This window comes from Streptomyces sp. NPDC001985, from assembly GCF_040296845.1.
Lineage (GTDB): Bacteria > Actinomycetota > Actinomycetes > Streptomycetales > Streptomycetaceae > Streptomyces.
Window position 1 is genome coordinate 63,171 of record NZ_JBEOYB010000036.1, and the last position, 17,412, is coordinate 80,582.

Genomic DNA, 17,412 nt, shown 5'->3' on the forward strand with positions numbered 1-17,412 from the left:
CTTTCGGGGCACGGAATGCCAATTTCGCTCTCCGGAGAACTTTTACCTCCGAATACTTTGATCGATCATCGATCAGCGGCTTACAGTCAGTTTCGGGTTCACCCACCCGTCGCCCTGTCCTGCCGGACACGGCCCCCCGATCTTTCTCCACCCCACCCCCTCCAGTCCGGAAGGCGGCGACATGTCCGACCCCGTAGCCAAGCTTCCGAGCGAGCTCGACCAGCTCCCGGACCGCGACACCGAGGAGACCGCCGAGTGGGCGGCCTCCCTCGATGCCGTCGCCCAGCACGCCGGCCCGCACCGCGCCGCGTATCTGATGCGCCGCACCCTCCAGCACGCGGAAGCCGCCGGAGTCCCCGTGCCCCGCCTGCTGGAGACCGACTACGTCAACACCATCCCCACCGCCGCCGAGCCCGCGCTCGACGGCGACGAGGAGATGGAGGCGCGGATCACCGCGTGGAACCGCTGGAACGCCGCCGCCATGGTGACGCGCGGCGCCCGGTTCGGCGTCGGCGGCCACATCGCCACCTTCGCCTCCGCGGCCTGGCTCTACGAGACCGGCTTCAACCACTTCTTCCGGGGCAAGGAGGCGGACGGCAGCGGCGACCAGCTCTACATACAGGGCCACGCCTCCCCCGGCATCTACGCCCGCGCCTTCCTCGACGGCCGCGTCAGCGAGGCGCAGCTCGACAACTTCCGCCAGGAGGCGGGCGGCGCCGGGCTGCCCTCGTACCCGCATCCGCGCCGGCTGCCCTGGCTGTGGGAGTTCCCCACCGTCTCCATGGGCCTCGGCCCGCTCTCCGCGATCTACCAGGCGCGCTTCAACCGCTATCTGCACAACCGCGGCATCAAGGACACCTCGCAGTCGCACGTCTGGGCCTTCCTCGGCGACGGCGAGATGGACGAGCCCGAGTCGACGGCGGCACTCGCGCTCGCCGCGCGCGAGCGGCTCGACAATCTGACCTTCGTCATCAACTGCAACCTCCAGCGGCTCGACGGCCCGGTCCGCGCCAACTTCCGGGTGGTGCAGGAGCTGGAGGCCCAGTTCCGGGGCGCCGGCTGGAATGTCGTCAAGACGCTCTGGGGCTCCGCCTGGGACGAGCTGTTCCAGCTCGACACCACGGGCGCGCTGGTCCGCCGGCTGCGCGCGGTCCCGGACGCCCAGTTCCAGACGTACGCCACCCGCGATGTCGCGTACATCCGCGAGCACTTCTTCGGCGCCGAGCCGGCCCTCGCCGAGCTGGCGAAGCTGCTCCCCGACGCGAAGATCGCCGAGTGCTTCTACACCTCGCGCGGCGGCCACGAGGCCCGCAAGGTGTACGCGGCCTACCGCGCGGCGCTGGCCCACCAGGGCGCGCCGACCGTGGTCCTCGCGCAGACGGTGAAGGGCTACACCCTCGGCAAGGGCTTCGAGTCGAAGAACGCCAACCACCAGATGAAGAAGCTGTCGATCGACGAGTTCAAGGGCATGCGCGAGCTGCTCGGGCTCCCGATCCCGGACAGCGCCTTCGAGGACGGCCTGGTGCCCTACGGCCACCCGGGCGCCGACTCCCCCGAGGTCCGCTACCTCCAGGAGCGCCGCGCCGCCCTCGGCGGCCCCGCCCCGGCCCGCCGGGTGATCGCCACCGCGCTGCCCGCGCCCGAGGAGCGTGCCTTCAAGGCCCTGGAGAAGGGCTCCGGCAAGCAGGAGATGGCCACCACCATGGCCTTCGTCCGGCTGGTGAAGGACCTGATGCGGGACAAGGAGACCGGCAGGCGCTGGGTCCCGATCGTCCCCGACGAGGCCCGCACCTTCGGCATGGAGTCGCTCTTCCCCTCGGCGGGCATCTACTCCCCGATGGGCCAGACGTACGAGCCGGTCGACCGCGACCAGCTGATGTACTACAAGGAGGCCAAGGACGGCCAGATCCTCAACGAGGGGATCACCGAGGCCGGCGCCATGGCCGACTTCATCGCCGCCGCCACGTCGTACGCGACGCACGGCGAGACGATGATCCCGTTCTACATCTTCTACTCGATGTTCGGCTGGCAGCGCACCGGCGACCAGATGTGGCAGCTCGCCGACCAGCTCGGCAAGGGCTTCATCGTCGGCGCCACCGCCGGCCGCACGACCCTGACGGGCGAGGGCCTCCAGCACGCGGACGGCCACTCGCATCTGATCGCGTCCACGAACCCGGCCTCGCTCAACTACGACCCGGCCTTCGCGTACGAGATCGCGGTGATCGTCAAGGACGGTCTGCGCCGGATGTACGGTCCGGACGCCGAGGACGTCTTCTACTACCTCACCGTCTACAACGAGCCCAAGCCGCAGCCCGCGATGCCCGAGGGCGTCGAGGAGGGCGTCGTCCGGGGTCTGTACCGCTTCAAGGAGGGCACCCCGGCGTCCGCCGACGCGCCCAGGATTCAGCTGCTCGGCTCCGGCACGGCGATCCACTGGGCCCTGGAGGCCCAGCGCGTCCTCGCCGACGAGTGGGGTGTCACGGCCGATGTCTGGTCGGCGACCTCCTGGGGCGAGCTGCGCCGGGACGCGCTGGAGTGCGACGCCGCGCTGCTGCGCGGCGAGGAGCGCACCCCGTACGTCCGCAAGGTGCTGGAGGGCGCCCCGGGCCCGGTGCTCGCGGTCAGCGACTGGATGCGCCAGGTTCCGGACCAGATCAGCCAGTGGGTGGAGCAGGACTGGTCCTCGCTCGGCACGGACGGTTTCGGTCTCTCGGACACCCGGGAGGCGGCCCGCCGCCACTTCGGTGTCGACGCGCAGTCGATCACGGTCGCGGCCCTGGCCCAGCTGGCGCGGCGGGGCGAGATCCCGGCCTCCGCGGTGAAGGAGGCACGGGAGCGCTACGGCCTCTGACGGCTCGCTGTGTTTCCCGCACCCCGGGTTGGCTGTTCCTGGCCGCCCGGGGTGTTCCGCTGTCCGGGGCACCCCGTCCGGGCCGCGCGGGGGCCGGCCTTCCGGGAACCCCCGGCCGGAGACGGTTGACCTTGACACCGTGTGAGGCCCCGTACTGAGGGACACCATGTTCACCATCGGAGATTTCGCCCGGCACGGCCGGGTGTCGGCCCGCATGCTGCGCCACTACGACGCCATCGGGCTGCTGCGCCCCGACCACACCGACCCGTTCAGCGGCTACCGCTACTACGCGGCGGCCCAGCTCGCCCGGCTCAACCGGATCATCGCCCTGAAGGATCTCGGCTTCACCCTGGAACAGGTGCGGCGGATTCTGGAGGAGCGGGTGGGTACGGAGGAGCTGCGCGGGATGCTCGTGCTGCGGCGGGCCGAGCTGGAGGAGGCGATGGCCGCCTCGGCGGCCAGGCTGGGCCAGGTCGAGGCGAGACTCCGGTCGATCGAGAGCGAGGGGCGCATGCCCGTCGACGACGTCATCGTGAAGAGCGTCCCGGCCGTGCGGGTGGCCGAGCTGACGGCCGTGGCACCCGGCTTCCAGCCCGAGGAGATCGGGCCGGTCATCGGACCGCTGTACGACGAGCTGTTCGGCCGGCTGAGGGCGGCGGGGGTGGTGCCGGCCGGGCCCGGTATCGCCCACTACGAGGCGGCGCCCGAGGGCGGGGGCGCCGTCCTGGTCCACGCGGCGGTCGCGGTGCCGCCCTCGGTGGAGCGGCGCGACGGCCCGGACTTCGCGGTCGTGGACCTCCCGGCCGTCGAGCGCGCCGCGACGATCGTGCACCGGGGCTCGATGGAGACCGTGCTGGCCACGGCCCAGACCCTGGCCCGCTGGCTCGACGCGGGCGGCCACCGGGCGGTGGGATACGCCCGGGAGGTGACCCTCGAATGCCCCGGCGACCGTGAGGGCTGGGTGACGGAGCTCCAGGAGCGGCTGGCCTGAGGGCGCTCCCCGGGGGCGGTCATGATGGAGGCATGCGCGCTGCCCGGCTGATCAAGATGGTGCTCCTCCTCCAGGCCCGGCCCTCCATGACCGGGGCCGAGCTCGCCCGGGAGCTGGAGGTCTCGGAGCGGACCGTGACCCGGGACGCGCTGGCCCTCTCGGAGGCCGGGGTGCCGGTCTACGCGGACCGGGGCAGGACCGGGGGGTACCGGCTGATCGGCGGCTACCGCACCCGGCTGACGGGCCTGGGCCGCAGCGAGGCCGAGGCCCTCTTCCTCTCGGGGCTGCCGGGCGCGCTCCGGGAGATGGGCCTGGAGGACGCGGCCTCCGCCGCCCGGCTGAAGGTCTCGGCGGCGCTGCTGCCCTCGCTCAGCGACGCCCCGCGCAGCGCGGCGCAGCGCTTCCATCTGGACGCCCCCGGCTGGTACCAGGAACCGGAGACCCCGCCGCTGCTGGCGCCGGTCGCGGAGGCGGTGTGGGAGGACCGCCGGCTCCGGGCGGTCTACCGGGGCCGGCACGCGGACGCGGGGCGCGAGCTGGAGCTGGAGCCGTACGGGCTCGTGCTGAAGGCGGGGGTCTGGTATCTGTGCGCCCGTTCGGGCGGCGGCCACCGGGTGTACCGGCTGGACCGCTTCTCCTCGGCCGAGCCGGACGAGCCGTTCGAGCGGGACGAGGAGTTCGATCTGCCGGGCTTCTGGGAGGAGCGGGCGGCGCAGTTCGCGCGGTCCCTGCTCCGGTCGGAGGCGCTGGTCCGGGTGACGGAGGAGGGCGCGCGCAGGCTGCCGTATCTCACGGACCGGGTGGCGACCCGCCGCGCGCTGGCGGAGGCGGGCGCCCCGGACGCCTCGGGGCGCCTGACGGTGACGCTGCCGGTGGAGTCCCACGATGTGGCGTTCGAGCAGTTGCTGGCGCTGGGGCCCGAGCTGGAGGTGCTGGCGCCGCCGGAGCTGCGGGAGCGGTTCGCCCGGGCGGCGGAGCGCACGGCGCTCCTCTACGGCGACGGCGACGGCGACGACCGCGACCGCGACCGCGACCGCGACCGCGACGACAACGACCACGACCGCGCCCCGGACGCCCCGGACGCCCCGGACGCGCCTGTCTCCCCCGCCGCGCCCGGGGCCTAGCGGTACTCCTCCAGGGAAGGGCTCCCCCCGGCCTTCTCCGCGAGGATGTACCCCCAGACGTCGGGCCGGCTGCCGTCGGTGTCCGTGAGCCCGTACTCCCGGGCGAGCTGCCCGCTGTCCAGGGACTGCCCGTTCCAGCGGTGCCGCCCGGGGTCGGCGGCGAGCGCGGCGACCCCCCGGCCCAGATAGCCGGGGGACTCGGAGAGCGCCCAGTGCGGGTGCTCGCCGGTCCCGTCGCGCCAGTTCTCCTCGGTGAGGCCGAAGGCGTCGAGCATCTCCTCGGAGCGGATGAACCCCGGGGTGACCGCGACCGCGGTGCCACCGACGCCCTTCAGCTCCTCGCCGAGGAGATACGCGACGCGGATCGGGGTGTTCTTGGCGAGGTCGTAGTAGAAGTTCTCCCGGAAGTCCCGGTTGGTCCTGGCGGTGCCGTCGGTGACCTCGACGACCAGTCCGCCGCTCCGGCGGACCAGCAGGGGAAGGGCGATGCTGCTGGTGATGATGTGGCTTCTGGTGCCGAGGTCGATCATCCGCAGTCCGCGGTCGAGATCGACGTCCCACATCCGGGTGTCGAAATCGAGGTACTGGTTTCCGCCCCAGACGTCGTTCACCAGGATGTCGAGCCGCCCGTGGTCGCGGTCGACCCGCGCCACCAGCTCCCGCACCTGTCCGGCGTCCAGATGGTCGGTGCGCACGGCGATGCCCCGGCCGCCCGCCGCGTCGACCAGCTCGGCGGTCTCCTCGATCGTCTCCGTCGCCCGCTTCATCTCGCTGACCTGGGCACGGGTGGTGCGTCCCGTGACGTACACGGTCGCGCCGAGGGCGCCGAGCTGGACGGCGATGGCGCGGCCCGCGCCCCGGGTGGCGCCCGCGACCAGGGCCACCGTCCCCGCGAGGGGGGTCTGTGCTGTCGTCATGAAACGACCGTCGCACGGATACCCGACATCTTCTGTCCGGCATTCCCGCGACACTCTCTTCCGGCCCGGGAACCGGCAATTCGGCGGCTCCGCGTGCGCGGCCACCCTCCAGCCACGATGCTGGACCCGTGATGGACGAGACGGAGTTCTGGGAGATCGTGGACACCACCCGCGAGGCCGCCGAGGGCGATCCCGAGGACCATGCCGATCTGCTGGTCGAGCGGCTGATGCAGCTCGACCCCGACTCCGTGCTGGACTTCGCCCGCCACTTCGAGGCCCGCTACAACCGCGCGTACACCTGGGATCTGTGGGGCGCGGCGGCCGTACTGCTGGACGGGGCGAGCGATGACGTCTTCGACTACTTCCGCTGCTGGCTGATCGGGCAGGGCCGGGAGGTCTTCGAGGGCGCGGTGCACGACCCGGACGCGCTCGCGGAGCTGCTCGACGACTTCGACGAGGACATCGACGGGGACGGAGAGGAGCTGGGCTATGCGGCGGACGAGGCGTACGAGCAGCTCACCGGTGTGGTGGCACCGGATCTGGGGATCACTCCACAGCCGGCGGAGCCGCTGGGCACTCCCTTCGACTTCGAGGACGAGACGGCGGCGGCGAGCCGGTTCCCCCGTCTGTGGGAGCGCTTCGGACGCGGCTGAGACCCCGCGCGGCGCGGCGCGCGGGAGCCCGCGCGGGACGGCGGCGTCACGGTCCGCCCCTACTCCAGGGCACGCCCCATGAAGACATCGTCCACATACCGCCCGGCGAGCCGGAACTCGCCCGGCAGCACCCCTTCGACGGCGAAGCCCTCCGACTCGTACAGCCTCCGCGCGGGGGTGTTGTGCCCGAGGACCCGCAGGGTGATCCGGACCGCTCCCTGACGGCGCGCCTCGGCGCAGGCGGCCCGGAGCAGCGCCCGGGCGATGCCGCGCCCGCGCGCCTCGCCGGCGACCGCGAGGCCCTGGATCTGGCGTACGTGCTGATTGCAGGCGAGCGGGGTCGGCGGGGAGACCCGGGTGTAGCCGAGGATCGCGCCGTCGGGCCCCTCGGCGACGAGATAGTCGGCGGGCACCCGGCGGTCCCCGAAGAACGGCGCGTCCGGCGCCGGGCACTCCGTCACCGCGTGCAGGGTCGACCAGGTCTCGCGGTCCAGGCGGGCGAGGGCCGCTTCGTCGTCGGGGCGGCCGTGGCGTATGTGCGACTCGTCCATGGGGCAACTGTGTCATGGGGTGGGCGGGGGGCAGGATGGTTTCATGCGGATCGCGATCACCGGCTCCTCCGGACTCATCGGTACGGCTCTGGGGCGCTCACTGCGCTCGGACGGGCACGAAGTGGTGCGCCTCGTGCGCAGGGCGCCGCGCGGCATCGGTGAGGTGGAGTGGGACCCGCACCGGCAGTGGGTGGACACGGCGGGACTGGCGGGGTGCGACGCCGTGGTGAATCTCGCCGGGGCGGGGATCGGGGACCGGCGCTGGACCGATGAGTACCGCAAGGAGATCCGGGACAGCAGGGTGCTGGGGACGGCGGCCCTGGCCGAGGCGCTCACCGCGCTGGACACCCCGCCGCGCGTGTTCCTGAGCGGCAGCGCGATCGGGTACTACGGCGACACCGGGGACCGGACGGTGGACGAGAGCGCGCCCCCCGGGGACGGTTTTCTGCCGAATGTGGGCGTGGAGTGGGAGGAGGCCGCCGCACCGGCCGAGGAGGCGGGCATCCGCACCGCGTTCGCCCGTACGGGCCTGGTGGTGTCGCGGAAGGGCGGCGCGTGGGCGCGGATGTTCCCGCTCTTCAGGGCGGGTCTGGGCGGCCGGCTCGGCGACGGCCGGCAGTACTGGAGCTTTGTCGCCCTGCGGGACGAGGTGGCGGCGCTGCGGCACATCCTGGACACGGAGTCGCTCTCCGGCCCGGTCAACTGCGTGGCTCCCAACCCGGCGACCAACCGCGAGGTCACCGCCGCGATGGGGCGGGCGCTGCACCGGCCCACCCTCTTCGCCGTGCCGTCCCCGGCGCTGCGGGTGGCGCTCGGGGAGATGGCGAGCGAGGTCCTGGGGAGTACGCGGGCGGTGCCGGCGAAGCTGCTGGAGTCGGGGTTCGTCTTCGCCTGTCCGACCATCGACGAGGCCATCGCGGCGGCGCTCGCCCCGGCCTGAGCGGGGTGCGCGGGGCCGCCGGGCGGGCGCGGCGGGCGGGGGCGGGGCGGGGCACACGGGCGGGACCGGCGGGCGCGCGCCCCCGCGCAACGGTGACCCGCTCCGTGCGCGCGTCGAAGTCCGGCCACCGCTCCCTACCCTCGGTGCGAACTCCGCTTTCCGGGCGCCGGCCGGGGGCATGACCCTCCCGGCAGCGCCGCGCCGACCTCGGGGAGGGGCACGTGCTCATCAGCACCGCTCACACTGCGGACCATGCGGACGTCATCATCGTCGGGGCCGGGATCGCCGGGCTCACGGCGGCCCACCGGCTGACCAGGGCAGGAGTCAGCGTCAGTGTTCTGGAGGCCGCCCCCCGACCGGGCGGCAGAATGTCCACCGAGGAGATGGACGGGTTCCGGCTCGACCGGTCCGGGCAGCTCCTCTCCACCGCGTACAGCGAACTGGTGCGGGTGGCGGCGCTCGGGGATGTGGCGCTGCGCCCGTTCGCCCCGGGGGTGCTCCTGCACAGCGGAGGGCGGCTCCAGCGCTCCGGGGAGACCGTGCGGCGGCCCGGCGAACCCGGAAGCGCGAGGGGCGCACTGACCGTCGCGCGCGCCCTGGCAAGCGCCCCCCGGCCGCTGGACGAGGCCCGGTTCAGCGCCTCCCTCGCGCGTCTCGCGGGGACCTCCGTGGAGCGGCTGATGGCCCGCCCCGAACGGTCCGCCGCCGAGGCGCTGCTCGCCCGGGGGCTGCCGCCGCGCACCGCGCTGGGTGTGCTGCGCCCGCTGCTGTCGGCGCTGCTGTGCGACCCGGGGCTGACGACCTCCAGCCGGTGCGCGGATCTGGCGCTGCGGGGGTTCGCCCGGGGCCGGCTGTGTCTGCCCGGGGGCGGGGTGGCCTCGCTGCCGGAGCGGCTGGCCGCGACGCTGCCGGAGGGCACGGTGCGCACCGGGGTACGGGTCGGGGACATCGCGGTCAACCGGGTCACCACGGAGGAGTACGGCCCGCTCTCGTGCCGGGCCGTGGTGCTGGCGACGGGCGCGCGGGAGGCGGCGGAGCTGCTGCCGGGGCTGCGGGTGCCGAGGTTCCACCCGGTGACGGTGGTGCACCACACGGCCCCTCAGGCGCCGCCCACGGGGGCCTCGCTGGTGCTCGACGCGGACGGGACGGGGCCGGTGGCGCACACCGCCGTGGTGAGCGAGGTGGACGCGGCTCGGGCGCCGGGCGGGCGGGTGCTGATATCGAGCACGGTGCTGGGGGCGGCTCGGGCGGGGCTGGAGGAGGAAGTGCGGGGGCAGTTGGGGAGGGTGTACGGGGTGCCGACGGAGGAGTGGGAGCTGCTGGCGGCGCACCACGACCCGTGCGCCGTCCCGGCGATGGAGCCGCCGTACGACGTGCACCGCCCGGTGCGGGTGCTCTCGGGGCTCTACGTCTGCGGGGACCACCGTGCCACCAGCACGGTCCAGGGAGCCCTCCTCTCCGCGCAACGCGCGGCGACGGCGGTGCTCCACGATTTCTCCCTCCGCCCCCGGGAGGTCCACCCACTGCCCTCAGCGGCCTGACACGGCCGACCGGCCGACCCGAGGCACACTTCCATCCCCTCCGAAGTCTGACCCGCACCACCCCATCCCCTCCGACCGGCCCGAGGCACACTTCCAGCCCCCGGTGTCGAGCCGCCGCCCTCCCCCCTCCGGCGTTCGGCCAGCACCCCTCAGCCCCTCCAGCGTTTGGGCAGCACCTCTCAGCCCCTCCGGCGTTTGAGGAGCGGGGGTTCGGGGGCTGGCCCCCGACCGTGGCCCGCGGGGTGCGGGGGCCTGCGGCACAGGGTCCGTCCTCAAACGCCGGACGGGCTGGGTTTGCTCGGGCCACCCGTGGCACAGGGTCCGTCCTCAAGCTGCCCCGGAGCTGCCTCTGGGAGGTGCCCCCAGACGGGCTGGGTTTTCCAGCCCCTCCGGCGTTTGAGGAGCGGGGGTTCGGGGGCTGGCCCCCGACCGTGACCCGCAGGGTGCGGGGGCCTGCGGCACGGGGGCACCCGGGCCGCACCGGGCGGGGCCCTGTGGCACAAGCCGCAACCCGGGCCGCACCGGGCGGGGCCCTGTGGCACAAGCCGCAACCCGGGCCGCACCGGGCGGGGCCCTGCGCGCGGGGTCAGCCGAGCGCGGAGACGCGGTCGCGGTAACCCCGGACCGCCGCCGCCTCGCGGTACGGCTCCAGCCTCCGCTCAAAGTCCCGCACATACTCCAGCGCCCGCGCCGACCTCATCTCCGCCGCCTGCAACGCCGCCTCCGCCCCCAGCGCACACGCCTGATCCAGCTCCCCCAGCCCCAGCCGCGCCGACGCCAGCACCACCCGGCAGAACAGCCGGCTGCGCGCCAGCGCCGAGGGGCGCAGCTGGAGCGAGCGCTCCGCGTGCTGCACCGCCTGCCGGTACTGCTGGAGGTCCCGGTAGCAGTGCCCGAACTCGTCCGCCATCTGCGCCTCGTCGAAGAACCTCGCCCAGTACGGCACCTCGTCCCCCGGCCGCGCCGCCCCCAGCGCCCGTTCCGCCCGCACCAGACACGCCGTACACGCCCGCGCGTCCCCCAGCACGCCGTGCCCGCGCGCCTCCACCGCGTGCAGCAGCGCCTGCACCACCGGCGGGGCGGTCGGCCCCACCCCCTGCTGGGCGACCCGGGTGAGCTGGACCGCCTCCCGGCCGTGGCCGAGGTAGACCGCCTGGCGGGCCATGGTCACCAGCACATAGGACCCGTACGCGCGGTCCCCCGCCGCCTGCGCGAGCCGCAGCGCCTGGACGAAGTAGCGCTGGGCGAGCCCATGGGCGGCGATGTCGTACGAGGTCCAGCCGACCAGCCTGGTCAGATCGGCGACCGCCGCGAAGAGCCTGCGCCCGGTGACCTCCCCGTACGACCCGCGCAGCATCGGCTCCGCCTCGTGCTCCAGATAGCGCACCAGGGCCTGCCGGGCGTGCCCCCCGCCGTAGGCGTGGTCGAGGGTGCGGAACAGCTCCCCCACCGACCGCAGCGCCGCGATGTCCCCGCTGGAGACCCGCTGCCCGGGCCCCCGGTCCGTCCCCCGCTCGGCGACGGCCCGCTGCCGGGGCACCCCGGGGCCGCCCTGCGCGGGCACCCGTCCGGAGGGCTGCTCCGGCGCCCGCCCCACCCGTTCGTCGGCGCGGCCGATCAGCCAGTCCCGGCTGGGCACCACCAGACCCGCCGGGGTGAAGGCGATCTTGCGCAGCTCCGCGTGGCTGCCGGAGTCCTTGCGCCAGAGGCCGCTGACGATGTCCACGGCCTCCTCGGGGGTCGCGGCGAACTCCAGGCCCGCGTAGACGGGCGCACAGGCGTCGAGCCCGAGATCCTGGGCGGAGAGCCGGCGCCCGAGCCGCCGGGTGAAGACCTCGGCGATCAGCGCCGGGGTGGTGCCGCGCGGCTGCTGCCCGCGCAGCCAGCGGGTCACGGAGGTCTTGTCGTAGCGGAGGTCGAGACCGTGTTCAAGTCCGAGCTGATCGACTCGGCGGGCGAGGCCCGCATTGGAGAATCCGGCTTCCTGGATCAGTGCGGCAAGCTGGCGGTTGGGGATGCGCTGCGAGGGTCGTTCCGTCATCAGCTGTGCGGTCTCCTGCCTTCCGGGCCAGTCGCAGCCCTCATGGAACGGCGCGAATTTAGCGGCCTTTGCCCTGCACACCGCCACATTGGCCGCACATTCATCCGATCGTGTGAGGATCAGGGCCGGTACCGGCCCGGGACTGACGCCCCGGGGCCCCGCCACCGGGAGCGCCCCTCCCTCCCGGCCGTGCCCGCCCCCACCGCCGTACAGTGGCTGGGGCGCGGGAAGTGCCGCCGCGGAGTGAGGGTTCTAGGGAGGCAGTGCCGTGAGTGAGCTGCGGTTCGTCCGGCTGGGCTTCGGCGGGGAAGCCGTCGAGTACCAGGAGGCGTGGCAGAAGCAGCGCGAGATCCACGCCGCCCGCTTCGCCGACGAGGTCCCGGACACCTGTCTGCTGCTGGAGCACCCCCCGGTCTACACGGCCGGGCGGCGCACCGAGGACAGCGAGCGCCCCCTGGACGGCACGCCGGTCATCGATGTGGACCGCGGGGGCAAGATCACCTGGCACGGCCCGGGCCAGCTGGTGGGGTACCCGATCCTGAAGCTGCCGCGCCCGGTCGATGTGATCGCGCACGTCCGCAGGCTGGAGGACGCCCTGATCCGCACCTGCGCGGACTTCGGCCTGGAGACCAGCAGGATCGAGGGCCGCAGCGGTGTCTGGGTGCTGGGCGACCCGGTGGCGGACCGCCCGTCGGCCGGCGGTCTCGAACTGGACTTCGACCCCCGGCTCCAGGACGACGAGTTCGACCCCCGGCTGAACGGCCCCGAGTACGCCCCCTCCAACGCCGGCCAGCGCCGCGAGGACCGCAAGCTGGCCGCCATCGGCATCCGTATCGCCAAGGGCGTCTCCATGCACGGCTTCGCCCTGAACGTGAACCCGGACAACACCTGGTTCGACCGGATCGTGCCGTGCGGCATCCGGGACGCGGGGGTGGCGTCCCTCGCGGGCGAGGTGGGCCGCGAGATCACCATCGCCGAGGTGCTGCCCGTGGTGGAGCGGCGGCTGCGGGAGGTGCTGGAGGGCGCCGATCTCCGGCCGAGGACCGTGGGCGCGGCCGTGTAGCGCGCCCCGGACTCCGGGCGGCTCACCGGCCTCACCGCCCGCCGTACCCGGCCGGGGAATGCACCCCGGCGAGCCGGGGTTGGCCGGACGTAGAGCCGAACAATTGACGGGCGTACCCTGGTGTGCGCCGCAGAATCGAATGCCGCGATAGCAGAAAGGGGCGCCGACGTGTCCGCTGTCGCACCCGACGGACGCAAGATGCTGCGCCTGGAGGTCCGGAACGCCCAGACCCCCATCGAGCGCAAGCCGGAGTGGATCAAGACCCGGGCGAAGATGGGCCCCGAGTACACCAAGATGCAGGCGCTCGTGAAGAGCGAGGGGCTGCACACGGTGTGCCAGGAGGCGGGCTGTCCGAACATCTACGAGTGCTGGGAGGACCGCGAGGCGACCTTCCTCATCGGCGGTGACCAGTGCACCCGGCGCTGTGACTTCTGCCAGATCGACACGGGCAAGCCGCAGGCCCTGGACCTGGACGAGCCCCGCCGGGTCGGCGAGTCGGTCGTCACCATGGACCTGAACTACGCCACCATCACCGGCGTCGCCCGCGACGACCTGGAGGACGGCGGGGCGTGGCTGTACGCGGAGACCGTGCGGCAGATCCACGCGATGACGGCGGAGCGCGAGGGCGGCCACACCAAGGTCGAGCTGCTGATACCGGACTTCAACGCGGTCCCCGAGCAGCTGGCCGAGGTCTTCTCGTCCCGCCCGGAGGTCCTCGCGCACAATGTCGAGACCGTGCCCCGGATCTTCAAGCGGATTCGCCCCGGTTTCCGTTACGACCGCTCGCTCGAAGTGATCACCCGCGCCCGTGAGGCGGGGCTCGTCACCAAGTCCAATCTGATCCTGGGGATGGGCGAGGAGCGCGCGGAGGTCAGCGAGGCGCTGCGCCAGCTGCACGAGGCGGGCTGCGAGCTGATCACGATCACCCAGTATCTGCGCCCCTCGGTGCGCCACCACCCGGTCGAGCGCTGGGTGAAGCCGCACGAGTTCGTGGAGCTGAAGGAGGAGGCCGAGCAGATCGGCTACTCCGGTGTGATGTCGGGTCCGCTGGTCCGTTCGTCGTACCGGGCCGGCCGGCTCTTCGGCCAGGCGATGGAGCGGCGCCAGAGCCTCACCGCCCAGACTGTGTGAATTGAGGCACAAGCGCCTACCGCCCAGTAGTGGCGGGCGGCGCCGCGGCCCGTACTCCCCCGCAGGCAGGGGCGGTGTACGGGCCGCGTCACTGTTCCCGGGGCTTGCGGGCCGCTCGCGTCAGGGTTTCATCGGCGTTTGACCGCCCGGTCACCCGCTGGTAACACCATCGGGTAACCCTGTGGTCAGGTATCGCACACCTGCTCGCGCGCACACCCGTCCGACGGCCACGGCACCGGCCCGCGCGGGCGGCAGTCCGATCCACCGTTCACCCATCCCGAGGGGGGCCTCAGCCCATGCAGGCCGTGCCAGTACACCCGGTACGCGAGGCGGACTCCGTACGCCCGGTCCGCGCCACCGCCATTCCGTCGCTCACCCACGCCCTGCGCGCGATGGAGCGGCTGCTCCTCGGCGCGGGCCAGCGCACCGCCCGGCGCAACGCGTGGACGGCCGTCCTGGAGGACCGCCGCCGGGCCAGGGACCGGGCCGAGGCACAGCATGTACTGGAGGCCGTGTCGGGGCGCGCCTCGCAGGCCACGTAAACTTCCCGTTATGGCGAGGAAGGCAAAATCCGACAGCGCTGACGCTGCTGCGAACCCGGGGCGACTGAAGCAGATCGCTCTGACGTACAAGATGACCCGGAAGGCCGACCCGAAGATCGGTCTGATCATCGCGGGTGTGGGAATCGTCACCTTCGGTGCCTTCCTCGCGATCGGCTTCTGGGTCGGCTACCCCATCTATCTGGGCATTCTCGGCTTCCTGCTGGCGTTTCTCGCGATGGCGATCATCTTCGGCCGCCGCGCGGAGCAGGCCGCCTTCGGTCAGATGGAGGGGCAGCCCGGAGCCGCCGCCGCCGTTCTGCAGAATGTCGGCCGCGGCTGGTCCACGACCCCCGCGGTGGCGATGAACCGCAACCAGGACGTGGTGCACCGGGCCGTCGGCCGGGCCGGCATCGTGCTGGTGGCCGAGGGCAACCCGAACCGGCTCAAGACGCTGCTGGCGGCCGAGAAGAAGAAGATGGCGCGCATCGTGGTCGATGTCCCGGTGCACGACATCATGGTGGGCACGGGCGAGGGCCAGGTGCCGCTGAAGAAGGTCCGCACGACGATGCTGAAGCTGCCGAGGGTGCTGAACGGCGCCCAGGTCTCGGTGGCGAACGACCGGCTGCGCGCGATGGGCGATCTGATGAGCAACATGCCCATGCCGAAGGGGCCGATGCCCAAGGGGATGCGGATGCCGCGCGGCGGCCCGAAGGCACGCTGAGGCGCTCGAACACGACGAGACGAAGGGGGCTCCCGGATTCCGGGAGCCCCCTTCTCTGTGTGCCTCACTGGGCCTCTGTGGCTCTGTGGCTCTCTTGGCCCTGTGCCGCTTTCGCGCCGCCCCGCGGGCTAGACCCGCACCTGCACGGCGCGGGAGAGGCGGTCGTGCAGTCCGCGCCCGTCCCGGTCCCAGATCAGCGCGGGGAGCGCGAGACAGAGCAGGACGCTCCGCAGGGCGACCCGGCCGATCCCCAGCCGCCCGCCGTCGGCCGCGACGACCCGCAGGCCGAGGAGCCGCTTGCCCGGGGTGAAGCCGACCGTGCCGATGGTGACCAGGTTCAGTACGAGCAGGACGGCCAGCGCCCAGTTCCCCGCGGCCTGGCGGTCACCGCCCGCGAGGAGTCCGTATGCGATCAGGAAGCAGAGCCCCCAGTCGATGAAGAGGGCGCCGAAGCGCCGTCCGGTGGGGGCGATGGAGCCCGGTCCCGCCTCGGGCAGACCGAGCCGCTTGCCCCGGTGCCCGAAGTCGGCGCCCATCTCCTCGGCCGCCGCGCGGGGCCCGGAGAGCCACGATCCGATTGCTTGCCTGTTGTCCACCCGTCCACGGTACTGCGCCCGGAATTCCCGTCTTCCGCCCGGTCCCGTTTCCGGGGTGGCATGCCCATGCCCTCACACGGGCCCGTTCCGCCCCCGGGGCACCACCCTGGTTAACTTGTGCGAAACAAATGGGTCATGCTGGAGAAATCCCGTCTGCCTAAGGTCGGGTCCTGCGCGTGCCACCGCACTGGCCGCACGACCGAGCTGCAACCCCGCCCCGCCCGGGACGGGAGTAGGAGGAGTTGGATGTTCCAGAACGCCGACGACGCGAAGAAGTACATCGCCGACGAGGACGTCAAGTTCATCGATGTCCGGTTCTGCGACCTGCCAGGCGTGATGCAGCACTTCACGATCCCGGCCGCGGCGTTCGACCCGACCGAGGAGCTGGCGTTCGACGGCTCCTCGATCCGCGGCTTCCAGGCGATCCACGAGTCCGACATGGCGCTCCGCGCCGACCTGTCGACGGCCCGTGTCGATCCCTTCCGCCGGGACAAGACGGTCAACATCAACTTCTTCATCCACGACCCGATCACCGGCGAGCAGTACAGCCGTGACCCGCGGAACATCGCCAAGAAGGCGGAGACCTACCTCGCCTCCACCGGCATCGCGGACACCGCGTACTTCGGCCCGGAGGCGGAGTTCTACGTCTTCGACTCGGTGCGCTTCAGCACCTCCGCCAACGAGGGCTTCTACCACATCGACTCCGAGGCCGGCGCCTGGAACACGGGCGCCGTCGAGGACAACCGCGGCTACAAGGTCCGCTACAAGGGCGGCTACTTCCCCGCCCCGCCGGTGGACCACTTCGCGGACCTCCGCGCGGAGATCTCCCTGGAGCTGGACCGCCAGGGCCTCCAGGTCGAGCGCCAGCACCACGAGGTGGGCACGGCCGGCCAGGCGGAGATCAACTACAAGTTCAACACGCTGCTCGCCGCCGCCGACGACCTGATGCTCTTCAAGTACATCGTGAAGAACGTCGCCTGGCGCAACGGCAAGACCGCGACCTTCATGCCGAAGCCGATCTTCGGCGACAACGGCTCGGGCATGCACGTCCACCAGTCGCTCTGGCAGGGCGGCGTCCCGCTCTTCTACGACGAGCAGGGTTACGCGGGCCTGTCGGACACCGCCCGCTACTACATCGGCGGCATCCTCAAGCACGCCCCCTCGCTCCTCGCCTTCACCAACCCGACGGTGAACTCCTACCACCGCCTGGTCCCCGGCTTCGAGGCCCCGGTCAACCTGGTCTACTCCCAGCGCAACCGCTCGGCGGCCATGCGCATCCCGATCACGGGCTCCAACCCCAAGGCCAAGCGCGTCGAGTTCCGCGCCCCGGACCCGTCGTCCAACCCGTACCTGGCCTTCTCGGCCCTGCTGCTCGCCGGCCTCGACGGCGTCAAGAACAAGATCGAGCCCGCCGAGCCGATCGACAAGGACCTCTACGAACTGGCCCCCGAGGAGCACGCGGGCGTCCCCCAGGTCCCGACCTCCCTGCCGGCGGTCCTGGACGCCCTGGAGGCGGACAACGAGTACCTCCAGGCGGGCGGGGTGTTCACCTCCGACCTGATCGAGACCTGGATCGACTTCAAGCGCACCCAGGAAATCGCCCCGATCCAGCTCCGGCCGCACCCGCACGAGTTCGAGCTGTACTTCGACATCTAGGACGACACGCCTTCGCCTCGGCGGGGCGCCCCCCGGGTACGGGGGGGGGCCCCCGAGGGGCTGTGGGGCCCGCGGCCGGGTGGGGGGCCGCGGG

General features: G+C 72.7%; 15 protein-coding genes. 11 read left to right on the forward strand and 4 right to left on the reverse strand.

What is annotated here, in order from left to right; all coding sequences use genetic code 11:
• Positions 1–181: 181 nt before the first annotated feature.
• The 3 genes from aceE to ABT122_RS18175 all read left to right on the forward strand — a co-directional run bounded on the left by aceE (position 182) and on the right by ABT122_RS18175 (position 4,966).
• Positions 182–2,851, forward strand: a complete 2,670-nt coding sequence (gene aceE / locus ABT122_RS18165; RefSeq protein ID WP_351552590.1) for a pyruvate dehydrogenase (acetyl-transferring), homodimeric type — start codon at positions 182–184, stop codon at positions 2,849–2,851.
• A gap of 166 nt (positions 2,852–3,017) precedes the next feature.
• Positions 3,018–3,842, forward strand: coding sequence for a MerR family transcriptional regulator (locus tag ABT122_RS18170; protein WP_351552593.1), 825 nt, complete (start codon positions 3,018–3,020; stop codon positions 3,840–3,842).
• Positions 3,843–3,874: 32 nt separating this feature from the next.
• The gene (locus ABT122_RS18175) at positions 3,875–4,966 is read left to right on the forward strand and encodes a helix-turn-helix transcriptional regulator (RefSeq protein ID WP_351552596.1); all 1,092 of its coding nucleotides are present in this window, start codon (positions 3,875–3,877) and stop codon (positions 4,964–4,966) included.
• Here ABT122_RS18175 and ABT122_RS18180 read toward each other — a convergent pair.
• Complete coding sequence (locus ABT122_RS18180; protein WP_351552599.1) at positions 4,963–5,883, reverse strand: SDR family oxidoreductase; 921 nt, start codon at positions 5,881–5,883, stop codon at positions 4,963–4,965. The genes ABT122_RS18175 and ABT122_RS18180 overlap by 4 nt on opposite strands.
• A gap of 131 nt (positions 5,884–6,014) precedes the next feature.
• On the opposite strand from ABT122_RS18180, the gene ABT122_RS18185 reads away from it, so the two are divergent.
• Positions 6,015–6,536, forward strand: coding sequence for a DUF4240 domain-containing protein (locus ABT122_RS18185; RefSeq protein ID WP_351552643.1), 522 nt, complete (start codon positions 6,015–6,017; stop codon positions 6,534–6,536).
• A gap of 59 nt (positions 6,537–6,595) precedes the next feature.
• Here ABT122_RS18185 and ABT122_RS18190 read toward each other — a convergent pair whose 3' ends face one another.
• Positions 6,596–7,087, reverse strand: coding sequence for a GNAT family N-acetyltransferase (locus ABT122_RS18190; protein ID WP_351552601.1), 492 nt, complete (start codon positions 7,085–7,087; stop codon positions 6,596–6,598).
• A 43-nt stretch (positions 7,088–7,130) separates the two neighbouring features.
• Here ABT122_RS18190 and ABT122_RS18195 point away from each other — a divergent pair, with 43 nt between their 5' ends.
• The gene (locus ABT122_RS18195; protein ID WP_351552604.1) at positions 7,131–8,027 is read left to right on the forward strand and encodes a TIGR01777 family oxidoreductase; all 897 of its coding nucleotides are present in this window, start codon (positions 7,131–7,133) and stop codon (positions 8,025–8,027) included.
• Between the two features lie 221 nt (positions 8,028–8,248).
• Positions 8,249–9,568 (forward strand): NAD(P)/FAD-dependent oxidoreductase, encoded by a 1,320-nt coding sequence (locus ABT122_RS18200; RefSeq protein WP_351552607.1) that lies wholly within the window; start codon positions 8,249–8,251, stop codon positions 9,566–9,568.
• 586 nt (positions 9,569–10,154) lie between these two features.
• Here the strand turns inward: ABT122_RS18200 and ABT122_RS18205 are convergent.
• Complete coding sequence (locus ABT122_RS18205) at positions 10,155–11,609, reverse strand: NsdA family TPR-like regulatory protein (RefSeq protein WP_351552610.1); 1,455 nt, start codon at positions 11,607–11,609, stop codon at positions 10,155–10,157.
• A gap of 268 nt (positions 11,610–11,877) precedes the next feature.
• Between ABT122_RS18205 and lipB the strand changes: the two genes are divergently transcribed.
• The 4 genes from lipB to ABT122_RS18225 all read left to right on the forward strand — a co-directional run bounded on the left by lipB (position 11,878) and on the right by ABT122_RS18225 (position 15,066).
• A complete protein-coding gene (lipB, locus tag ABT122_RS18210) occupies positions 11,878–12,672 on the forward strand; it encodes a lipoyl(octanoyl) transferase LipB (protein ID WP_351552613.1) in 795 nt (264 codons plus the stop codon).
• 168 nt (positions 12,673–12,840) lie between these two features.
• The gene (locus ABT122_RS18215) at positions 12,841–13,803 is read left to right on the forward strand and encodes a lipoyl synthase (protein WP_351552616.1); all 963 of its coding nucleotides are present in this window, start codon (positions 12,841–12,843) and stop codon (positions 13,801–13,803) included.
• A 296-nt stretch (positions 13,804–14,099) separates the two neighbouring features.
• On the forward strand, positions 14,100–14,345 hold the full coding sequence (locus ABT122_RS18220) for an SCO2195 family GlnR-regulated protein (protein ID WP_351552619.1): 246 nt from the start codon (positions 14,100–14,102) through the stop codon (positions 14,343–14,345).
• A 10-nt stretch (positions 14,346–14,355) separates the two neighbouring features.
• The gene (locus ABT122_RS18225; protein WP_351552622.1) at positions 14,356–15,066 is read left to right on the forward strand and encodes a DUF4191 domain-containing protein; all 711 of its coding nucleotides are present in this window, start codon (positions 14,356–14,358) and stop codon (positions 15,064–15,066) included.
• Between the two features lie 128 nt (positions 15,067–15,194).
• Here the strand turns inward: ABT122_RS18225 and ABT122_RS18230 are convergent, their stop codons facing one another.
• Complete coding sequence (locus ABT122_RS18230) at positions 15,195–15,662, reverse strand: RDD family protein (protein ID WP_351552625.1); 468 nt, start codon at positions 15,660–15,662, stop codon at positions 15,195–15,197.
• Positions 15,663–15,908: 246 nt separating this feature from the next.
• Between ABT122_RS18230 and glnA the strand changes: the two genes are divergently transcribed.
• On the forward strand, positions 15,909–17,318 hold the full coding sequence (glnA, locus tag ABT122_RS18235; protein WP_351552628.1) for a type I glutamate--ammonia ligase: 1,410 nt from the start codon (positions 15,909–15,911) through the stop codon (positions 17,316–17,318).
• Positions 17,319–17,412: the final 94 nt, after the last annotated feature.

Bases quoted from the DNA above. Each gene is read 5' to 3' on its own strand.
- aceE (WP_351552590.1), top strand. From the start codon at position 182: ATGTCCGACCCCGTAGCCAAGCTTCCGAGCGAGCTCGACCAGCTCCCG.
- ABT122_RS18170 (WP_351552593.1), top strand. From the start codon at position 3,018: ATGTTCACCATCGGAGATTTCGCCCGGCACGGCCGGGTGTCGGCCCGC.
- ABT122_RS18175 (WP_351552596.1), top strand. From the start codon at position 3,875: ATGCGCGCTGCCCGGCTGATCAAGATGGTGCTCCTCCTCCAGGCCCGG.
- ABT122_RS18180 (WP_351552599.1), bottom strand. From the start codon at position 5,883: ATGACGACAGCACAGACCCCCCTCGCGGGGACGGTGGCCCTGGTCGCG.
- ABT122_RS18185 (WP_351552643.1), top strand. From the start codon at position 6,015: ATGGACGAGACGGAGTTCTGGGAGATCGTGGACACCACCCGCGAGGCC.
- ABT122_RS18190 (WP_351552601.1), bottom strand. From the start codon at position 7,087: ATGGACGAGTCGCACATACGCCACGGCCGCCCCGACGACGAAGCGGCC.
- ABT122_RS18195 (WP_351552604.1), top strand. From the start codon at position 7,131: ATGCGGATCGCGATCACCGGCTCCTCCGGACTCATCGGTACGGCTCTG.
- ABT122_RS18205 (WP_351552610.1), bottom strand. From the start codon at position 11,609: ATGACGGAACGACCCTCGCAGCGCATCCCCAACCGCCAGCTTGCCGCA.
- ABT122_RS18220 (WP_351552619.1), top strand. From the start codon at position 14,100: ATGCAGGCCGTGCCAGTACACCCGGTACGCGAGGCGGACTCCGTACGC.
- ABT122_RS18225 (WP_351552622.1), top strand. From the start codon at position 14,356: ATGGCGAGGAAGGCAAAATCCGACAGCGCTGACGCTGCTGCGAACCCG.
- glnA (WP_351552628.1), top strand. From the start codon at position 15,909: ATGTTCCAGAACGCCGACGACGCGAAGAAGTACATCGCCGACGAGGAC.